Source organism: Pontibacillus yanchengensis Y32 (genome assembly GCF_000770635.1).
Lineage (GTDB): Bacteria > Bacillota > Bacilli > Bacillales > BH030062 > Pontibacillus > Pontibacillus yanchengensis.
Window position 1 is genome coordinate 1 of record NZ_AVBF01000033.1, and the last position, 19,900, is coordinate 19,900.

A 19,900-nucleotide genomic window follows, 5' to 3' on the forward strand; every position below is an offset into this window, starting at 1 on the left:
GTGGGGGCCACTTTTAGTTTAATTTACTGGGTTTTGTCCCAGCCTCTTTATTCGTAATTAGGAAATTTATGTGGTTCATCTTGGATGGTATCATTCATGCATTCGATCAATTCTAATGGGAAACGAAACACTCTCTCTTCTGTTAACGTCTGACAATGAACAAGATACATCTCTTCTTTCTTAGATATATGCATGTCGTTCACCTGATAATTCTTTTCAAGCATCTCTTCGAAAAATTGCATCGTTTCTTGAGCTGCCTTATCTCCAGGTCTTTCCCTTGCGACAATTTGAATAGTTAGCCAATTGTAAACCAAATCCTGCATGGAATGCATCCACATACCTCCTATTCACTTTGTGGGCGATCTTTACGCTCCCGATGTAGCCTAAACCTATATATACCTAATACGGCAGAGGAGATAAGTAATCCTTCCGCAATTGGTAAAGATAAACCAAAGAATGTAAGAATCATGCAGCCTATGGCAAGAACTACATAAACAACTGCAGATTTTAGCAGTGGTAGTTGCTTAGCAAAACCTAATTTATAGGTAACAACAGATAAAAACAAAATGATCAGATAAAGAAAAATAACCCCTCTTATTGCTATGGCCACTTCACTGTCATTATTTAAGTTTAATTCATCACCAAGTCCATTAAATAATAGTTTTGCAAAAAATGATAAATCATTCGGTACTTGAATCATATTTTCTGTTTGATCCATTGGTGTTCCTCCTAATTGTCCACATCAAATCTCTTTCTAATGATACTAAATCTCACAGTATCCTGCTACCCTAATGTTAGTTACATTTTTCAAATCCAATTAAATACTGTAAACTGGTAATAAAATGCGTTGGACGAGGTGAACTACATATGAAAAAAATTAACGTACCATTCTTTATACTGGCCCTATTAGCAGTATTTTGCTTTATGCTTGTAGGGGTAGCAATTGGCTTTCGTTCCGTTATATGGTCCATTTTCTTTTTATTACTTGGCTTTGGGGTAATGGGATATGGATTTACCATTAAACGAAAACAACGACTTTCCCAACAATCTTAGATGAATAGGAATCATTATGTCCATAATATGCTTCGTAGTATTTAAGAGATTGGCTTATAAAAAGAGTTACTAAGATTTTCAAAACCCATGACTGCAAAGCAATCATGGGTTTATTTACATAAGTAAAAAAGTATATTCGTGTTTCCTTTATCTCTTACGTAGCCGTCCAGTTTGTACGTCGCTAGCAGGGCACTTGGGCTTTTCTTATGTTTTCAACTCAATATGTTCATCAATGATTTCTTGATGTATGGCCGGATTACATGTAATGATGGAATTCTTATCAAGAAGTGTAATAGGTTCACCATCTGCCTGAGTTGTTATGCCACCTACTTCCTGAACTAAAATCACCCCCGCTGCTATATCCCACGGAGAAAGTTGCATCGTTACATATGCATCTACAATCCCCTCTGCCACAAAAGCGAACTCCAATGCTGCAGATCCATAGGACCTTGTTCCTCTTGCTTTTCTAATTAATGATTGCAATCCTTCTTTATGAACTAGCTTATTATCAATTGACCAGAAATGATTTAAACCGATGATGGATTGTTCTAGCTTTCTTTCCTCAGGCAGTAAAGGTAGCTTCTCATCGTTCTTATAAGCACCTTCGCCGCGCTTTGCATGGTACAAGCAGTCTTTCATTACATCATAAATAAGGCCAATTTCACCAACACCATCTTTATATATCCCTACAGAAATGGCAAAATGCTGCTTCTGATGAACAAAATTCATCGTTCCGTCTATAGGGTCTACAATCCATACTGTCCCTTGAACATGATTAATTTCATCCCCAAAACCTTCTTCTCCTAATACTTGATGGTCAGGATATTGAGTTCGTATCCGTTCAATAAAAAATTGTTCTGTCTCTTGATCTAATTCGGTAACCAAATCATTTGGGCTCGATTTTGTTTCAATTACAATTGGTTGATCCATCTTAGTTCGTATACGTTCCCCTGCTTCTAGCACCCAATTTTTGGCTCGGTTATATATTTGTTGCCTTTCTTGTTCATTCATACAAAAGTGCTCCTTCTACTCGAGATTGAAATTTGGTTATTTACAAAAAAACTTACTCTAATGGGTACACCATAAACTCTATAGAACTCCTATAAGTAAACTTTTCCATGTTGTAAGTGTAAGTGTATCAAACATTTAAACCAAGTTCACTCCGGCCTACTTATAGGTTTCGCTTAAGAAAGCATTCTAAACATAGAAAAGAACGAGCATAATTGCTCGTTCTTGGACCTTTATTGTTGTAATGTCACCCATTCTAATCGTAGTGCCTCTAATTTATCTTTAGTTATACTTATTCTTTCCTGATCTTTCTGTTCGATCGCCTCATGTAGATTCATTAATTCATAGTCAATTTCCATCTTTAGAACTGGCATACGTTCCAATACCTTCTTTTCATTTAATGCATCCATGACACGCTTCATATTGTCACTCCTTTTTAGAGCTTTGTAGTAATATATGTTAGAAGATTTTAACCTGACAAATGTTTTATTACTTTTATTTATCCAAATCCCTCTATATTCAAACCTATCCATGAAAATTGGGTATTCTCCTAGAAGTGTGTTAAAATTTGATAGCTAACAAAACGTACGACAAAATAAAACAAAACCTATACTTATTTTCGTACTAATCACAGAAAGGAGTTTTGATAATGAATCACTTTCCTGGCTTTACTCAAGATGATTTCAATGTGTTTACCATTTCAGGACTCGAACAACGAATGGAAGCTCTTAAGTCTAATGTATCACCAAAACTGGAAATAGCCGCTCAAGAATTAGCCCCATATATTACTTCCATTACAGGAGATGAAATGTTCGTACACGTGGCTAAACACGCACGTAGAACCACCAACCCTCCGAATGATACATGGGCTGCTTTAGCCAATAGTAAAAAAGGCTATAAGAAATTGCCTCATTTCCAAATAGGTTTATGGGAAAGCCACGTATTTATATGGTTTGCAGTTATTTATGAAAGTCCAATAAAACAAGATTTTGCTAAAGTGCTTAAACAAAATCTGAAACAAGTTCGTGAGCATATTCCTGCTGATTATGTTTGGTCTAAAGACCATACTAAACCGGAAGCTATCCCAAACAAGGATTTGTCTGATAGAGAATTCGAAAATCTAGTCGATCGATTACAAAACGTAAAAAAAGCAGAATTATTGTGTGGAGTTCATATTGATCGCCATGATGTTGTTCTCCAAGATCATGATGCATTTATTAAAAAATGTGAAGAGACATTTCATAAGCTAGAATACTTGTACCGCCTTACAAAAGAAGTTGAGTAACACAGACAATTCCTACAAATATTAAAATCGATGTTTGATTAAAGTTTTGTAAATTTGTTAGGGTTAAATAGGCAAACAACGTACTAGAGGTATGATGTATGTTATAATATTTAAGTTCAACGAGAACGCCATTTGAATTGATAGAGGAGAGTATATCAAATGAACGTAAGACAAGATCTACGAAACATTGCAATTATTGCGCACGTTGACCACGGGAAAACAACTTTAGTTGACCAGATGCTACGTCACTCTGGGACATTCCGTGACAATGAAAACGTTGATGATCGTGCAATGGATTCCAACGATTTAGAAAAAGAACGTGGCATTACCATTTTAGCAAAAAATACAGCAATCAATTACAACGATACCCGAGTGAACATCTTGGATACACCTGGACACGCGGACTTCGGCGGTGAAGTTGAACGTATTTTGAAAATGGTTGATGGCGTTATGCTAGTAGTAGACGCATATGAAGGTTGCATGCCTCAAACACGTTTCGTATTGAAAAAAGCACTAGAACAAAAACTGACTCCAGTTGTTTGTTTAAATAAAATCGATCGCCCAAATGCCCGCCCTGAAGAAGTGGTCGATGAAGTATTAGACTTATTCATTGAACTAGGTGCTGACGAAGATCAATTGGAATTCCCTGTTGTTTATGCTTCTGCATTACAAGGAACTTCCGGTTATGAAGCTGATGAGCAAAATGAAACAATGGATCCAATCTTTAATACGATCCTAGAATCTATTCCTGCACCAGTTGACAATACAGAAGACCCATTACAGTTCCAAATTACGTTGCTAGATTACAACGAATTTCTTGGTCGTATCGGAGTTGGACGTGTTTTCAGAGGTGGTATGAAAGTCGGCCAACAAGTTGCTCTTATGAAGAAAGATGGATCAGTTCAAAACTTCCGTATTACTAAATTATTTGGTTTTATTGGACTTAAGCGAATTGAAATTGAAGAAGCAAAAGCTGGAGATATCGTAGCTATTTCAGGTATTGAAGGAATTAACGTAGGGGAAACTGTAGCAGATGTAAATCATCAAGAAGCTCTGGAAATCCCGCGTATTGATGAGCCAACCCTTCAAATGACTTTCCTAACAAACAACAGTCCGTTTGCAGGTAAAGAAGGGGAATTCATTACAGCTCGTAAGATTGAAGAGCGCTTACGTACACAACTTGAGACAGACGTAAGCTTACGTGTAGAAGAAACAGATTCACCTGATAAATGGGTTGTTAGTGGCCGTGGTGAACTTCACCTTTCAATCCTTATTGAAAACATGCGCCGTGAGGGTTATGAACTACAGCTTTCTAAGCCTCAGGTCATCATTAAAGAAATTGATGGCGTAAAACATGAACCTATGGAGCATGTACAGGTAGACGTACCAGAAGATTATACAGGTACTGTAATGGAATCAATCGGCTACCGTAAAGGTGAAATGCTTGATATGATTAACCAAGGAAATGGTCAAGTACGTATTGAATTCAAGGTACCGTCTCGTGGTTTAATTGGGTATTCTACTGAATTCATGTCCCAAACACGTGGTTACGGAATTATTAACCACACATTTAGCGGCTATGAACCACTACTTGGTGGTACAGTTGGAGGACGTCGTCAAGGTGTTCTTGTTGCCCTTGAAAATGGTAAAGCTACCACATATGGTATCATGCAACTTGAAGATCGCGGCACAATCTTCGTAGAACCAACAACTGAAGTTTATGCTGGTATGATTGTTGGTGAACACAACCGTGATAATGACCTAACAGTAAATATTACTAAAGAAAAACACCTAACAAACGTACGTTCCGCCACTAAAGACACGACCAATTCCATTAAAAGTACTCGTAAATTAACTCTAGAAGAAGCACTTCAGTATCTAGATGATGATGAATATTGCGAAGTTACACCTGAAAACGTTCGTTTACGTAAGAAGATTCTTAATAAAAACGAGCGTGAAAAAGCAGCTAAAACCAAAAGTGGTAAATAAAATATAGAGTCAAAAAAAATGCGCCTATTAATCAGGCGCATTTTTTTATATTATTTTACTTTTATAATCTCTTTTGAATCATTATTTTTAGCTTCTTTCACAACTCGATATAGGGAATAACCTGATTCTTTTTCGAACTGTGAACCAATTTTCTTCTCCTCGCTTTTCGACGGTACAACTTGCTTGAATTTTGTATAAGCTTGCATTAATTCATCTTGTTTAACACCTTGTTCATATGCTTGTTCGACAAGCTTATAAAAATTAACAACATCAATTATTTCGTCGGTACTCCAATGTTCTGTATCTAACGGATAGTTGTATGCATTTTCTTCACTCATGTTACTTACTCCTTTCGTTATGACCATGTTTCACGAATACAATTCGCTTCATTTATCATTCGGTTCAATAATTCCTGAACTGAAGGGATGTCATCAATTCTTCCCGTAATTTGACCAGCCCAACCAAACCCTTTTTGATTATCACCTTCGTAGATATAACGCTTGTTGGCTTCCCCACTAATAAATGATTTTAACACTTCAAATCCAGGTTCGTCCTCTTCAAGTTTTAAAATTTCTTCGGTCCAATTGTTCTTTAGCGCTCTAGCTGGCGTACCAAGTGACCTTTTTATAACGACAGTCGAGGTCTCATCTCCTTCAATAAGATCTTGTTTATATGCTGCATGGGCATGTACACACTCTTTGGTAGCAATAAAACGGGTACCCATTTCAACTCCTTCTGCTCCTAGAGCAAGAGCTGCCATCAAACCTCTTCCATCTCCAACTCCACCTGAAGCAATTACAGGGATTTGGACACTATCTACCACTTGAGGGGTGAGTACAAAAGTTCCAATATCGCTTCTTCCTAAGTGACCCCCACCTTCATGACCGACAACCATAACAGCATCTGCACCTAGTTCCTCAGCCTTCACAGCCTGACGTTTAGCTGCAACTAGGACTAACGTATTTATTGGGTGATCTTCCACCATATCTAACACTGGCTTTGGGTTTCCTCCCGTAACCGATATAACAGGAACCTTTTCTTCGATAGCCACCTGCACCATTTCAGCAAAAGGTCTACCGTGTTGACCAATTGCAAAGTTTACACCAAAAGGTTTAGAAGTTTTCTGCTGTACTTTATGTATTTCTTCTCTTAAAGCTTCTGGATCTTGTAAACTCATCGCTGTTATTTGTCCTAGACCACCAGCATTAGATACAGCCGCAGCTAAGTCAGCGTATGCTAAATAGGCCAACCCTCCCTGTATAATAGGATATGTGATTCCTAACAACTCAGTCACCCTTGTTTTATACTCCATATTTCTTCCTCCCTTTTTAAAAATAACCCTATTGTTACTTGTATCCTAACAGAAAACTCTTCCACAATGTAGTAACTAGTCATCATCATTGCTTTTTGCTATAATTTGTTTTTAAGCATAAAAGACGTTTAGGAAATCTATGTTTCAACCGTCTTCCCAATTAATAATATACGTTTTACAATGGAAACGTTTTATAAATTCTAATACATAAGAGGTGTTGTCAATGTCTCAACAACATACCCCATTATTCACAGGTCTTGTCGAGCACGCCAAACGCAATCCAGTTCAATTTCATATCCCTGGTCATAAAAAAGGGGTTGGCATGGATAAGGCCTTTCGCGAGTTTATTGGTGATCAAGCTCTTTCCATAGATTTAATCAATATTAGCCCTTTAGATGACCTCCATCACCCTCACGGAATGATTAAAGAAGCTCAACAGTTAGCTGCTGAGGCATTTGGTGCAGATTATACATTCTTTTCTGTTCAAGGTACAAGCGGTGCTATCATGGCCATGATTATGTCTGTATGTAAGCCAGGAGATAAACTAATTGTACCAAGAAACGTTCATAAATCTGTGACTTCAGCTATTATTTTCTCTGGAGCAACACCCATTTTCATTCACCCTGAACTAGACGAACAACTAGGTATTTCTCATGGCATAACTCCTGAAGCTGTAGAAAAAGCATTAGCAGTTCACCCTGACGCAAAAGGAGTGTTTGTCATTAATCCTACCTATTTTGGTATTGCTGCTGATTTAAAAAAGATTGTTTCAATCGCACATGAGTATGCTGTTCCTGTACTTGTGGATGAAGCACACGGAGTTCATATTCACTTTCATAATCAATTACCACTTTCAGCAATGCAGGCAGGAGCAGATATGGCCGCTACTAGTGTTCATAAATTAGGTGGATCTTTAACTCAAAGCTCCGTGTTGAATATGAGAGAAGGATTGGTTTCACATGAAAGAGTACAGTCTGTATTATCTATGTTAACTACAACTTCGACCTCCTATATTCTACTCGCATCACTCGATGTAGCTAGAAAACACTTAGCCACAAAAGGCAAAGAATTAATGGACCAAACGTTACAACTTGCTGAACGCACCAGAAGCCTAATAAACGAGATCCCGTCCCTTTTCTGTGTAGGCGGAGAAATTATCGGGAGTAAAGCAACATTTGACTATGACCCTACAAAACTTATTATTTCTGTGAAACAATTAGGTATTACAGGTTACGATGTAGAGGTTTGGTTACGAGAACATTATAATATCGAAGTGGAACTCTCAGACCTGTATAATATTCTCTGCATTATTACACCTGGTGACACCGAAGCGGAGACAAAGTTTCTCATTGATGCCTTACATGCTCTATCGGAAAATTTTCAGCATAAGAATCAGACCGATACTCCCATACCTGTAAAAGTGCCGGATATCCCTTTACTAGCCCTCTCACCCAGAGATGCGTTTTATGCGGATACAGAGACTCTTCCCCTAGTGGAAGCAGCAGGAAGGATATCTGCTGAATTTGTGATGGTCTATCCCCCGGGAATTCCAATTTTCTTGCCAGGGGAAATTATTACTCAGGATAATATACACTACATTCATGAAAATTTAGATGCCGGATTACCAGTACAAGGACCTGAGGATGAAACACTGACACTTATTCAAGTCATTAAAGAACGACGAGCTTTTCAGTAATTCTATATTTCAAGATTAAGTGTTGAATTTACATTTAAAAGTACTAAATACGTATATTAAAATTATTCTATATTAGAGGAATAATCGTGAAGACTTGGTTAGAAGTAATTGGAGTGGTCCGATGCTTAAAAAGGCTTAGGGGTGGGTGGGAAACAAATCGCTTTCCTGAGGGCGAGCTGGTAATCCTCCTTGGGCCAAAATGCGGCCCTGCGTGGTATCACCAACCTCTTTCATTCGTGGGCCTCTCGCTGTTTCCCAGCCAAACCTGTCGATATGTTGCAATCGGAATCGGTAATAGGTAGGACAACTTTTTTTGGCGGACATATAATCTCTTATTTTCTGTAAAAACCCTCTTTTGGAGAGGCTAACGGACATATCGTATCTTATTTGTGAAAGGCTAAGTTTAAGTTTGGTGTTGATTTTAGAATCAATTAATCTGAATAGTTTTATTCAAGATAAGAAGCATAATTTGGACTAAGGGTTTTTGGTTCTGAGTGGTTGATTCGTTTGGAATTCACTCGCTTTCCGCGGACAATCGGTGAAGCCTCCTAGTTCGGCATTCTCCTCTCTGCGGGGTCTTCACACGATCGTTTTTCTGCAGGAGTCTCGCAAATTCCCAACGATTCAACGCCGTGTATTGGATTACTTATCTAGGAGGGTATTTGCCTTTTAATTGGATTAAGGGGAAAGCTTCAACACTATTAACGCATATATTCAGGGTGGTAAAACATGCTTAAACCCCTTTGGTATCAAGGAATTTAGGGTTATAAACAGATTGGCCAATCTGTTAACATCATTATACTCAACCTGGCACTAACTACGATGGATCCGTTATCCTAAATACCGATGGGCGGAGGGAAATGGTGAGACTCCTGCGGAAGAAGGGACAATGCGAGACCCCACAGAGAGGCGTAGCCGAACGAGGAGGCTTGCATGTTCCTCCGCGGAAAGCGAACCATTTCACCGCAGCCCCTTCCTTACAAACGTAACGGGTCCAGCCTCACCAGTTATTCAAGAGTATGGTGCTATTATGGATATCCACATAAATGTACACTAACATAAAAAAAGCCTGTCACTCTTCTACTATAGAGTGGCAGGCTTTTCTATTTACATCTATTCTAGTTCTTCGTCATTACAAGAAGTACATTTACCGTAAAGAGTTGATACCTTTTCATCTTCAAAATGATCAATAATTCCCTGACAGTCCTGACATACGATTGTACCCATTGATAATTCAACTCCCTTTTCAGTATTATTAAACCGCTTTCAAAAGCTATACTTATAGTATAATGTGACATACTAATATTTTCAACCCTCTTTTTAGTATGTCACATTGTTTTTTGCAACTTTACTATCCTAATCATTTTGTCTTACATTACATGTTTCATGTAAGCTTTTCATAGACTACTAGTACAAGTTGTGGAAAGGGGATTCGAAGATGTCTGAAAGTGCTTATATAACCTTGGTTGACCAAAGTAAACATCAAACCATAACCTTAAAGGAAATAGAAGAAATTTTAGAGATGTATCAGCTTATATGCCAAAAAACTGGAGCTCAGCTTGGATGGGATTACCACTCTTCCTCCTTCCCATATAACGTTGAAGAAATCCAACTTGAAAACACTTCTTTTCTATTATTACGCGGTAATAACGAAAAATATAGCTACATTTTAATGGGGGTACAAACCAATTTATCTAATGAAGATAAAAATTGTGTTATACAAATAACATTGCCTAATGGATACACTCAAGGAGATAAAAATAAAGCCATTGAATTTTCAAAGTATATTACTACTCAAGTCGAGGGAGAGCTTATATTGTTTAATAAGCGAAAGATGTACTTTTATAAACGCTGATAACATTTAGTCAGTACAGTAAAAAAACCCTGGAACTTTCACTTAGGAGTTCCAGGGTTTTTTTATTAGTTTATTTAGGGAGTAACAAAATTGAATTAGTGTGTGCGATTTTGTTTTTATTAAGGTGTTTTAATTTCTTCAGGACGAACAAAGCTATAACCTTTGTCTCTAAGTCCTTTTACAATATCGTCTAACCCCTTTGCAGTCCATTCACGATCATGCATAAGTAAATTTGCGCCATTGTGGAGCAAATTGGTGTTAACCATAATATCTGCAATTGCTTCCTCTGTCATGTATTCTTGATTCCAATCATAACCATACGTCCAATTCATGACTAGCATATCTTCATCTAGAGAAGTTTGTGTTGAATAATCTGTATTTGCGCCATGTGGAGCACGGAAAAATATTGGTCTTGTTCCTATAACTTCTTCAATTAGATCACTTAAAGGAAGAATCTGTGCTTTTTGTTCTTCTTTTGACAGGTTTCTTAGATTTTTATGATCCATCGTATGGTTTCCAATAGCAAATCCCATCTCATGGATTTTCTTTACAGTATTTTTCTCTTCTTCCGTATCCATAAAATGACCGTTTACAAAAAAGATGGCTGGTGCATCTAGCTCTTTTAAAGTTTTGGCCATGTCAAGTGCATGTTTATCTGGTGCATCGTCAATAGTAAGTAAAACTACTTTTTCTTCCGCGTCCCCTATTGGTTTAAGGTCCCAATTCTTTGTAAGTTCATACTTAGGTTCAACTGGCTCTTTACTCGTTTCCTCCTTTTCTTCTTCTATTTTCTCAGCTTTTGTTTCATTATCGTTATCTTCCTCGATAGATTCTTCATTGGAAGAAGCTTCTTCTGTTTGACCTTCATTGTCTTTGGGCTCTTCTGATTCTTGATTCGAAGATGATGTATTATTATCTTGTGTACTTTCTTGTACCTTATTTTTGTCCTGATCCCCATTTGTATTACCACTTGTTGTTTGATTTTGACCACATGCGGTTAAAACAAAGATAAGTATCAAGAGGCTGATTGTTTTTTTCATTAATATGACTCCCCCTATACTTTATATGTTGGTTTCTATTTCCATTATAATAAATTCCAACTCCTACTCCTATTGTTTTTTATTAATTTTATTTATTAAAATAAAGAATAGGTCTTTTTAACCTAATCTATATTACAATAGAATCGACAAACTTATAAAAAGGTGAGGATTATGATTAATGCTTTAAAAAAATTAAACTTATTTGGAGGGCGAACTTTAAAAACAGGCGTTTCCGTATTTGTTACAGCATTTATATGTCTTTTATTCGATTTGCCTGTAATGTTTGCTGTAATTACTGCAATTGTAACAATTGAGAATACAGCAGCAGACTCCATTAAAAAAGCAATGGTGAGGTTTCCTGCTTCTGCTATAGGTGCATTATTAGCTGCCTCATTCTATGGATTGCTTGGTCAAAATGCTCTAACTTATGCATTAGCAGCTATGTTAACTATAGCGGTATGTCATAAATTAAAACTTGATGATGGCATCTTAGTAGCTACTCTAACAGCTATAGCTATGATCCCGGACTTTAATTCACATTATATAGTTTCCTTTTTCATGCGACTGGGAACAACATCGGTAGGTATCATTGTATCTTCCCTAGTAAACTTCTTTTTGCTTCCACCCGATTATTCGAAAATGATTTATCAAAACATAAAGAATTTATTTGATGAGGCTGCTGACATATTGGAAGGATCATTGCCAAGATGCATGAATCAAGGTGGAGAACATGCTAGACAAATGCAAAGGGCCTATCGTCAATTAACTTTTCAATTAGAAAAGACGTATCAGCTTTCTCAGTTTCAACGAGAGGAATGGAAATACCATCGACACTCTACAAAAGAAATGAAAGCATTCCAATATGCACAAAAGAAATTGAATATGCTACAACAAATTGCATATCATCTTGGAAACTTACAATACGTTCAATTAAAAGAAAATGCATTTACAAATGAAGAAAAAAAATTAATAAATAGTATCATTTCTTCTATGGCGGAAATATTAAGAACACCAAACCATGAAATAACTGATGATCACTTCCTACAAATTGAACAGTTAGATAATGAGTTCTGGCATTGGAAGGAAGAGCACATTGAGCATCCAACAAAATATCGTCATCACTTCCCGCCACAAACGATTATCATTTATGAAATCTTATGTTTACATGATGTTCTAGAAGAGCTACAAGATGTTTCAAAAGACCGCTATCAGCTCATACAAATCCCATCTTGAGTTTGATAATACGTTTACGTATAATAGGCGAAGTGGTTAAGAAATCGTAAACAATGGACGTAAACGGAAAGGAATGAATTTTTTAATGAAAAATGTAACTAAAGTGTTTTTCATTTCTCTTGCCGTAGCCATCCTATTTATAATTTGGGGTGTTATACCAAAAGAGACATTACCCGAATACAATTTAGATGCTGTGACAAGCCGAGTTCAAGGATTTTTAGTTGAAAAATTTGGCTGGTTTTATCTACTTTCAGCCACAGGCTTTTTACTATTTGCCTTATTCCTGATTTTTTCTAAGTACGGAAATATTAAATTAGGAAAAGACACAGATGAGCCGGAATACCCTTATATAACGTGGTTCGCAATGCTATTCAGCGCAGGTATGGGTATTGGATTGATTTTTTGGGGAGCTGCAGAACCAATCTCCCACTTTCATAATCCTCCTAATGCTGAGCCTGGTACTACAGCAGCAGCTAAAGAAGCTTTACAATATAGTTTTTTCCATTGGGGACTACACCCATGGGGAATTTATGCTGTTATCGCGTTGGCTTTAGCCTATTTCCAGTTTAGAAAACAAGCTCCAGGTCTAATTAGTTCTATTCTTACACCGCTTCTCGGAGAAAAGCGTACAAGTGGTCCAATAGGAACACTTGTAGATTTTATTGCAGTATTTGCAACTATCTTTGGGGTAGCAACATCCCTTGGATTCGGTGCCAAGCAAATATCTGGTGGTGTATCGTTCATGATTGATGGTCTTAATGATACATTCACATTGCAACTATCCATTATCTTAATTGTTACCGTCCTATATATGGTTTCAGCTCAAACGGGATTAAATAAAGGGATCAAATACTTAAGTAACACAAACATTGTACTTGCTATAGGCTTAATGATATTCCTTTTATTCTCTGGGCCAACAAATTTTATAATGGATCTATTCACCACAACATTTGGAGGCTACTTGCAAAACTTACCTTCTATGAGTTTCAAGTTAAGCCCATTTGAACAAAGCTCTTGGACTCAAAACTGGACTATTTTCTATTGGGCATGGTGGATTGCATGGGCACCATTCGTAGGTACATTCATTGCACGAGTATCAAAGGGACGTACAGTGCGTGAATTTATTCTTGGTGTATTACTAGTACCAACGATTTTTGGTGCACTATGGTTCTCCGTATTTGGTGGTACAGGTATGCATCAAGAGTATTTTTCAGATGCAAATTTACAACAGTTGATTTCTGACCAAGGTGCAGAAGTAGCTCTATTCAGCGTGTTAGAACAAGTACCTTTAGGTAGCGTTATGTCGATTATAGCCATTCTGTTAATCACTACTTTCTTTATTACATCTGCTGACTCAGCAACTTTTGTACTTGGAATGCAAACAACAAATGGAGACCTAGACCCTTCAAATCAAGTGAAATTTATCTGGGGAATAGTTCAGTCTTCAGCTGCTTCCATTCTCTTATGGCAAGGTGGTTTACAAGCCTTGCAAACAGCCGCAATTATTGCAGCTTTTCCTTTTACGATTATAATGATTATGATGGTGTTCTCGCTTCTCAAAGCCTTTCAAGAGGAAGCCAGACGCTATCCATTAACAAGACAGAAACGCAAACCAAAAAGAGAAACAGAATAGAGTATTACGTACAAATACCAAAAAGCTCACCGCCTTATTTAAGGCGGTGAGCTTTTTTAACTTATTTCACCTATCCAATAATCCAAGAAAAAAGAACATGCCCTCCTGAAACTACACCAAAACAAATCACACTATGCAATAAGATTGATCGCTTACTAAACTTAAGTCGCTTTAAATATGGAACCGTTAATACAATCCATAAGATAACCAAAATTCCTTGAAAAGACCAATGATCTTTATTTGAAATGTGAACAACAAGTAAATAAAGACTCCAACTGATAATGAGTATATTATATAGCAACACATATTTCATACGCCTCTCCCCTACCTTCATTGTAAGGACATGCTCTAATTCAGTATATGATGAAGAGGCAACAAGTATTTTTCAATTTTATAACATTTGTATAACAAGCCTAATTTTTCCGTTTTTGTTTGATACAATGAGACAAAACAACAATATGTAGGTAGGTGAAGCACCCATGCTAAAAGGATGGCTTCCATTAGTAATTATATTTGTACTAATGACTGGATCCTGTTCACCAAAAGAAGCTTCTACTTTAAATGTATATGAAATGAACCCAGCTGATTATAGTGTGTTCTTATACTCAGAAGAATCGAAAATTGAATTAGAAGAAAATTATATAGATGCAATATTAGAATTGAGATTATCTAATCCAGAAAAACTTGGAAATATATCCTTAACGAAGAGTTCTATCTTCAGTAAGGAAACAAACCACCCTTCCATTTCTCATTATCCGGCTTTAGTGATACAGAAGAATGGACAAACATTAGCTACTATGACGGGACAAAAAAGAAAAAATGACATATTCACTCTGCTGCAAGACACGATAACTTATAAGTAGTTTTATAAATATGAGGAGCAATGAATGCTCAAATAGATGTTCATTTACCCCTAAAAAATCCCTCCCATCCACAAAGGATGGGAGGGATTTTATATGCTTTACATAGAGTGAATTGGTTTTCCTAGAGCAACTTCAGCTGCTTCCATCGTAATCTCACCTAATGATGGGTGAGCATGAATCGTAAGAGCTAAGTCCTCAGCAGTCATACCTGATTCAATAGCCAAGCCTACTTCAGCAATCATATCACTAGCGTTTGCACCAGCAATTTGACCACCAATGATTAGGCCGTCTTCTTTGCGAGTAACAAGTTTTAAGAAGCCATCGTTTTCATTAAGCGATAAGGCACGACCATTAGCAGCAAATGGGAATTTAGCTGCGTTAACGTCGTATCCAGCTTCTTTCGCTTCAGCTTCAGTGTAACCAACACTTGCTAGTTCAGGCTCAGAGAATACAACAGCAGGGATGCCATGATAATCTATTTCAGAAGCATGTCCACTAATTGCTTCAGCAGCTACTTTACCTTCGTAAGAAGCTTTGTGAGCTAGTGGCGGTCCATCTACGATGTCTCCGATAGCATAGATATTATCAATGTTTGAACGGCACTGCTTATCAATTTTAATTAAGCCTTTATCGTCTAGTTCAATACCTACCTGCTCTAGACCAAGCTCGTCAGTATTAGGTTTACGTCCTACTGTAACAAGTACGTAGTCTGCATCAATTGTGTGTGTTTCACCTTTTGCTTCGTACGTTACAGTAGCACCATTTTCACCTTCTTCAACGCCTTGAGCCATTGCATTCGTTACAACATTTACGTTCTTCTTTTTAAGCTTCTTCTTAACAAGTTGACGCATTTGTTTTTCGAAACCAAGTAGAATATCTTCTTGACCTTCTAGGATAGTAACTTCTGTACCGAAGTTTGCATAGGCAGTACCTAGCTCAGTACCAATGTAGCCACCACCTATTACTACCATTTTTTCTGGTATCTCTTCTAGCGCCAATGCTCCAGTAGAGCTGATTACACGATCAGAGTACTTGAAGTTAGGTAGCTCGATTGGACGAGAACCAGTCGCGATAATACAGTTATTAAACGTATAGGTTTGAGAGTTCTTCTCATCCATAATACGTACGGTGTTTTTGTCAACGAAGTAAACTTCACCTTTAACGATATCTACTTTATTACCTTTAAGTAGACCTTCAACACCACCTGTAAGCTTATCAACAACTTTCCCTTTCCATTCTTGAACCTTAGAGAAATCAACCGTAACGTTCTCAGATTTTATTCCCATTTCATCAGCACCATGAGCATGCTCATAGCGGTGACCTGCTTGGATTAATGCTTTTGATGGAATACAACCAACGTTTAAGCATACACCACCAAGGTTTCCTTTGTCTGCAATTGCTACTTTTTGACCTTCTTGAGCTGCGCGGATAGCGGCAACATAGCCGCCAGGTCCAGCACCAACAACAAGAGTGTCTAATTCAATTGGAAAATCTCCTACTACCATACGATTACGCCTCCATCATGATTAATTGTGGATCGTTCAGTAAACGTTTGATTTGATTCATTGCATTTTGTGCTGTAGCACCGTCAATTAGACGATGGTCAAAGCTTAGTGACAATGCAAGAACCGGAGCTACGACAACTTCTCCATCTTTAACAACTGGTTTCTCAGCAATACGGCCAATTCCTAGAATAGCTACTTCAGGATGGTTAATTACAGGGGTGAACCATTGTCCACCAGCTGAACCGATGTTTGTAATAGTACAAGAAGCGCCCTTCATCTCCTCAGATGTTAGTTTACCATCACGAGCTTTTCCTGCCAATTCATTGATTTCTGAGGAAATGTCGAAAATGGATTTACGATCAGCATCTTTAACTACAGGTACTACAAGACCTTTATCTGTATCTGCAGCAATTCCAATATTGTAATAATGCTTATAAACAATTTCTTGTGCTTCATCATCAAGAGATGCATTTAGAGTTGGATACTTCTTCAACGTTGAAACAAGAGCACGTACTACGTATGGAAGATACGTAAGTTTAATGTCTTGATCAGCAGCTACCTGTTTAAATTTCTTGCGATGAGCAACTAACTCAGTAACGTCAACTTCATCCATTAAAGTTACGTGAGGAGCTGTTTGCTTAGAATTAGACATTGCTTTAGCAATAGCTTTACGCATACCACTCATTTTCTCACGAGTTTCAGGATATTGACCTTGAGGAGCTTCTTGCTGTTGTGTTTCTTGAGTTGACTCTTGACCAGTAGTCTCTTCTGTCTCTGTTTGGGCAGCTTCAGACTTCTGATCACCGTTAACATAAGCTTCTACGTCTTCTTTAAGAATGCGGCCATTCTTTCCAGACCCAGATACTTTATTGATGTTTACGTCTTGTTCACGTGCAAATTTACGAACAGAAGGCATAGCAATTACGCGTTCGCCCGATTCTTCTTCCTCGTTATCAGAAGTAGAGTCATCTGAGCTTTCAGTTTTAGCTTGCTCTTGTTTTTCTTCTTCTTTTGATTCTTTTTCTTCTTCCTTAGAAGAATCATCAGAACTTTCGCTAGTGTTACCTTCATAACCAGGTGCGTCAATGGTGATAATGACAGTACCTACTGTCGTAACTTCACCTTCACCAACATGTACTTCTTTGACGGTACCTTCAACTGGAGAAGGGATTTCAACTACTGCTTTATCGTTCTGAACTTCACAAAGGACGTCATCTTCTTTAATTTCGTCGCCATCTTTGACGAACCATTTAGCAATCTCACCTTCATGGATACCTTCACCGATATCCGGTAGCTTGAATTCATAAGCCACTATGAATACCTCCTATCGTTGGTTGGATTAAAAGTTCATTACTTTATTTACTTTTTCAATGATATTGTTGTGGTTTGGTAACCAAACTTCTTCAGCTTGTGAGAATGGATAAACTGTATCAGGTGCAGTAACACGTAGAATAGGTGCTTCAAGATGTAGAATTGCGCGCTCTTGAATTTCAGATGTTACAGCAGCTGCTACGCCACCTTGTCTTTGAGCTTCTTGAATCATAACAACACGATTCGTCTTCTTAACAGATTCGATAATTGTATCGTAATCAATTGGACTAATTGTGCGTAGATCAATCACTTCCGCTTCAATCCCATCTTCAGCTAGTTGATCTGCAGCTTTTAGTGCTTGATGAACCATTGCACCATAACCGATTAATGTAACATCTTTACCTTCACGTTTTACATCTGCTTTATCTAAATCAACTGTATAATCTTCTTCAGGTACTTCGCCACGGAAAGAACGATAAAGCTTCATATGCTCTAAGAAGAATACAGGGTCATTATTACGAATTGAAGAAAGAAGCAGACCTTTCGCATCATATGGTGTAGAAGGTACTACAACTCTGATTCCTGGCTGTTGAGTTAACAAGCCTTCTAAAGAGTCAGCATGAAGTTCAGGAGTATGAACACCGCCACCAAATGGAGCACGGATTGTAACTGGCATGTGATAAGTGTTGCCTGAACGATAACGGTAACGTGCCATTTGACCATTTATTGCATCCATTGCTTCATAAATAAATCCAATGAATTGAATTTCAGGAACTGGGCGGAAGTCTTGTAGTGCTAAACCTACAGACATACCAATGATACCGGACTCTGCTAGTGGAGTATCGAATACACGATCTTCACCATATTCAGCTTGCAGGCCTTCTGTAGCACGGAAAACGCCGCCATTTTGACCTACGTCTTCACCGAAGATTAAAACATTTTCATCATTTTTAAGTTCGGTATGCATCGCATTAGTGATGGCTTGAATCATTGTCATTTGTGCCATGATCTACTTCGACTCCTTTTCTTCGTATTCTTCCTTTTGTTCTTTCAAGTTAGCAGGAAGTTCTTCATGCATAATGGAAATCAAATCTGTAACCTTTTGTTTAGGTTGTTCGTCTGCTTTTTTAATTGCAGCTTTAATTTCCTCTTTAGCATTTTCAATAATTTCATTTTCTTTCTCTTCAGACCATAAGTCTTTGCTTTCAAGATACTTACGGAAACGAGTTAGAGGATCTTTCTTTTCCCATTCGTTTTCTTCTTCTTCATCACGATAACGAGTTGGATCGTCACCAGCCATTGTATGTGGACCATAACGGTACGTTAGCGTTTCAATTAGTGAAGGCCCTTCACCATTTACAGCGCGTTCACGTGCATCAAGTGTTGCTTTGTAAACAGCTAGTACGTCCATACCATCTACTTGTACACCTTCAATACCAGCTGCTACAGCCTTTTGAGCGTTTGTTTGCGCTGCTGTTTGTTTTTCAGCTGGAACAGAGATTGCATAACGGTTATTCTGTACAAAGAAAATAGCAGGAGCTTGATATGCACCAGCAAAGTTAATTCCTTCATAGAAGTCACCTTGAGAAGCTCCACCTTCACCAGTGTACGTTACAGCAACATTTTTCTTGCCGCGTTTTTTAAGACCAAGCGCTACACCAGCAGCTTGAGTATATTGTGCACCAATGATAATTTGTGGACTGACCGCGTTCACTTCAGGCATTTGATTACCATGGAAGTGTCCACGGGAGAATAAGAATGCTTGATATAATGGAAGTCCGTGGAAAATAAGCTGTGGAACATCACGGTATGCAGGAAGTAAGAAATCTTCCTTCTCCATAGCAAAGTGGCTTCCTAACTGAGATGCTTCTTGTCCTGCTGTTGGAGCGTAGAAGCCTAGACGTCCTTGACGATTTAGCGCAATAGAACGCTGATCAAGGATACGAGTATAAACCATGCGGCGCATTAATTCTTGTAGATCTTCATCAGAAAGATCAGGCATTGCATCTTCATTAACGATTTCGCCGTCTTCGTTTAAGATTTGAAACGTTTCAAACTGATTTTCAACTTGTTCAATAGTGCGTTTCAAGTTCTTCACCTCTTCCTTTCTACCATCC

Annotated in this window: 20 protein-coding genes; 8 read left to right on the forward strand and 12 right to left on the reverse strand. The window is 37.8% G+C overall.

The window, feature by feature from the left end:
* Window positions 1-47: 47 nt before the first annotated feature.
* Window positions 48-332 (reverse strand): hypothetical protein, encoded by a 285-nt coding sequence (locus tag N782_RS12295; protein ID WP_036820326.1) that lies wholly within the window; start codon window positions 330-332, stop codon window positions 48-50.
* 11 nt (window positions 333-343) lie between these two features.
* Window positions 344-718 carry a YlaH-like family protein gene (locus N782_RS12300; protein WP_052111319.1) on the reverse strand — a complete coding sequence of 125 codons (375 nt, stop codon included), beginning with the start codon at window positions 716-718 and terminating at the stop codon, window positions 344-346.
* Window positions 719-867: 149 nt separating this feature from the next.
* Here N782_RS12300 and N782_RS12305 point away from each other — a divergent pair, with 149 nt between their 5' ends.
* Window positions 868-1,053 carry a DUF5325 family protein gene (locus N782_RS12305; protein ID WP_036820329.1) on the forward strand — a complete coding sequence of 62 codons (186 nt, stop codon included), beginning with the start codon at window positions 868-870 and terminating at the stop codon, window positions 1,051-1,053.
* Between the two features lie 204 nt (window positions 1,054-1,257).
* Here the strand turns inward: N782_RS12305 and N782_RS12310 are convergent, their stop codons facing one another.
* Together N782_RS12310 and N782_RS12315 are read right to left on the reverse strand one after the other, a co-directional pair.
* Entirely contained in the window at window positions 1,258-2,064 is an 807-nt protein-coding gene (locus N782_RS12310) for an inositol monophosphatase family protein (protein ID WP_036820332.1), read from the reverse strand.
* Window positions 2,065-2,294: 230 nt separating this feature from the next.
* Complete coding sequence (locus N782_RS12315; RefSeq protein ID WP_036820335.1) at window positions 2,295-2,483, reverse strand: hypothetical protein; 189 nt, start codon at window positions 2,481-2,483, stop codon at window positions 2,295-2,297.
* A gap of 227 nt (window positions 2,484-2,710) precedes the next feature.
* Here N782_RS12315 and N782_RS12320 point away from each other — a divergent pair, with 227 nt between their 5' ends.
* Together N782_RS12320 and typA are read left to right on the forward strand one after the other, a co-directional pair.
* Window positions 2,711-3,346 carry a YktB family protein gene (locus N782_RS12320; RefSeq protein WP_036820337.1) on the forward strand — a complete coding sequence of 212 codons (636 nt, stop codon included), beginning with the start codon at window positions 2,711-2,713 and terminating at the stop codon, window positions 3,344-3,346.
* A gap of 159 nt (window positions 3,347-3,505) precedes the next feature.
* Window positions 3,506-5,335 carry a translational GTPase TypA gene (typA, locus tag N782_RS12325; protein WP_036820340.1) on the forward strand — a complete coding sequence of 610 codons (1,830 nt, stop codon included), beginning with the start codon at window positions 3,506-3,508 and terminating at the stop codon, window positions 5,333-5,335.
* 50 nt (window positions 5,336-5,385) lie between these two features.
* Here the strand turns inward: typA and N782_RS12330 are convergent, their stop codons facing one another.
* The gene (locus N782_RS12330) at window positions 5,386-5,673 is read right to left on the reverse strand and encodes a UPF0223 family protein (RefSeq protein ID WP_036820342.1); all 288 of its coding nucleotides are present in this window, start codon (window positions 5,671-5,673) and stop codon (window positions 5,386-5,388) included.
* A 17-nt stretch (window positions 5,674-5,690) separates the two neighbouring features.
* Window positions 5,691-6,647 (reverse strand): NAD(P)H-dependent flavin oxidoreductase, encoded by a 957-nt coding sequence (locus tag N782_RS12335; protein ID WP_036820344.1) that lies wholly within the window; start codon window positions 6,645-6,647, stop codon window positions 5,691-5,693.
* Between the two features lie 223 nt (window positions 6,648-6,870).
* Here N782_RS12335 and N782_RS12340 point away from each other — a divergent pair, with 223 nt between their 5' ends.
* Entirely contained in the window at window positions 6,871-8,343 is a 1,473-nt protein-coding gene (locus tag N782_RS12340) for an aminotransferase class I/II-fold pyridoxal phosphate-dependent enzyme (protein WP_036820347.1), read from the forward strand.
* Window positions 8,344-9,456: 1,113 nt separating this feature from the next.
* Here N782_RS12340 and N782_RS12345 read toward each other — a convergent pair.
* A complete protein-coding gene (locus tag N782_RS12345) occupies window positions 9,457-9,570 on the reverse strand; it encodes a GapA-binding peptide SR1P (RefSeq protein ID WP_036820350.1) in 114 nt (37 codons plus the stop codon).
* 211 nt (window positions 9,571-9,781) lie between these two features.
* Here N782_RS12345 and N782_RS12350 point away from each other — a divergent pair, with 211 nt between their 5' ends.
* Window positions 9,782-10,198 carry a DUF1885 family protein gene (locus N782_RS12350; protein ID WP_036820353.1) on the forward strand — a complete coding sequence of 139 codons (417 nt, stop codon included), beginning with the start codon at window positions 9,782-9,784 and terminating at the stop codon, window positions 10,196-10,198.
* Window positions 10,199-10,317: 119 nt separating this feature from the next.
* Here the strand turns inward: N782_RS12350 and N782_RS12355 are convergent, their stop codons facing one another.
* Window positions 10,318-11,238, reverse strand: a complete 921-nt coding sequence (locus N782_RS12355) for a polysaccharide deacetylase family protein (protein WP_036820356.1) — start codon at window positions 11,236-11,238, stop codon at window positions 10,318-10,320.
* Between the two features lie 171 nt (window positions 11,239-11,409).
* Between N782_RS12355 and N782_RS12360 the strand changes: the two genes are divergently transcribed.
* From N782_RS12360 to N782_RS12375, 3 genes are all read left to right on the forward strand, one after another.
* Complete coding sequence (locus N782_RS12360) at window positions 11,410-12,471, forward strand: FUSC family protein (protein WP_052111320.1); 1,062 nt, start codon at window positions 11,410-11,412, stop codon at window positions 12,469-12,471.
* An 85-nt stretch (window positions 12,472-12,556) separates the two neighbouring features.
* A complete protein-coding gene (locus tag N782_RS12365) occupies window positions 12,557-14,104 on the forward strand; it encodes a glycine betaine uptake BCCT transporter (RefSeq protein ID WP_036820357.1) in 1,548 nt (515 codons plus the stop codon).
* Window positions 14,105-14,583: 479 nt separating this feature from the next.
* The gene (locus N782_RS12375; protein ID WP_036820362.1) at window positions 14,584-14,967 is read left to right on the forward strand and encodes a hypothetical protein; all 384 of its coding nucleotides are present in this window, start codon (window positions 14,584-14,586) and stop codon (window positions 14,965-14,967) included.
* Window positions 14,968-15,065: 98 nt separating this feature from the next.
* Here the strand turns inward: N782_RS12375 and lpdA are convergent, their stop codons facing one another.
* From lpdA to pdhA, 4 genes are read right to left on the reverse strand one after another with little or no spacing between them, the layout of a single operon-like run.
* Window positions 15,066-16,472, reverse strand: a complete 1,407-nt coding sequence (gene lpdA, locus N782_RS12380; RefSeq protein ID WP_036820364.1) for a dihydrolipoyl dehydrogenase — start codon at window positions 16,470-16,472, stop codon at window positions 15,066-15,068.
* A 4-nt stretch (window positions 16,473-16,476) separates the two neighbouring features.
* Entirely contained in the window at window positions 16,477-17,784 is a 1,308-nt protein-coding gene (locus tag N782_RS12385; protein ID WP_036820367.1) for a dihydrolipoamide acetyltransferase family protein, read from the reverse strand.
* Between the two features lie 27 nt (window positions 17,785-17,811).
* On the reverse strand, window positions 17,812-18,789 hold the full coding sequence (locus N782_RS12390; RefSeq protein ID WP_036820370.1) for an alpha-ketoacid dehydrogenase subunit beta: 978 nt from the start codon (window positions 18,787-18,789) through the stop codon (window positions 17,812-17,814).
* A gap of 3 nt (window positions 18,790-18,792) precedes the next feature.
* On the reverse strand, window positions 18,793-19,872 hold the full coding sequence (gene pdhA, locus N782_RS12395; protein WP_036820373.1) for a pyruvate dehydrogenase (acetyl-transferring) E1 component subunit alpha: 1,080 nt from the start codon (window positions 19,870-19,872) through the stop codon (window positions 18,793-18,795).
* Between the last annotated feature and the right edge of the window lie 28 nt (window positions 19,873-19,900).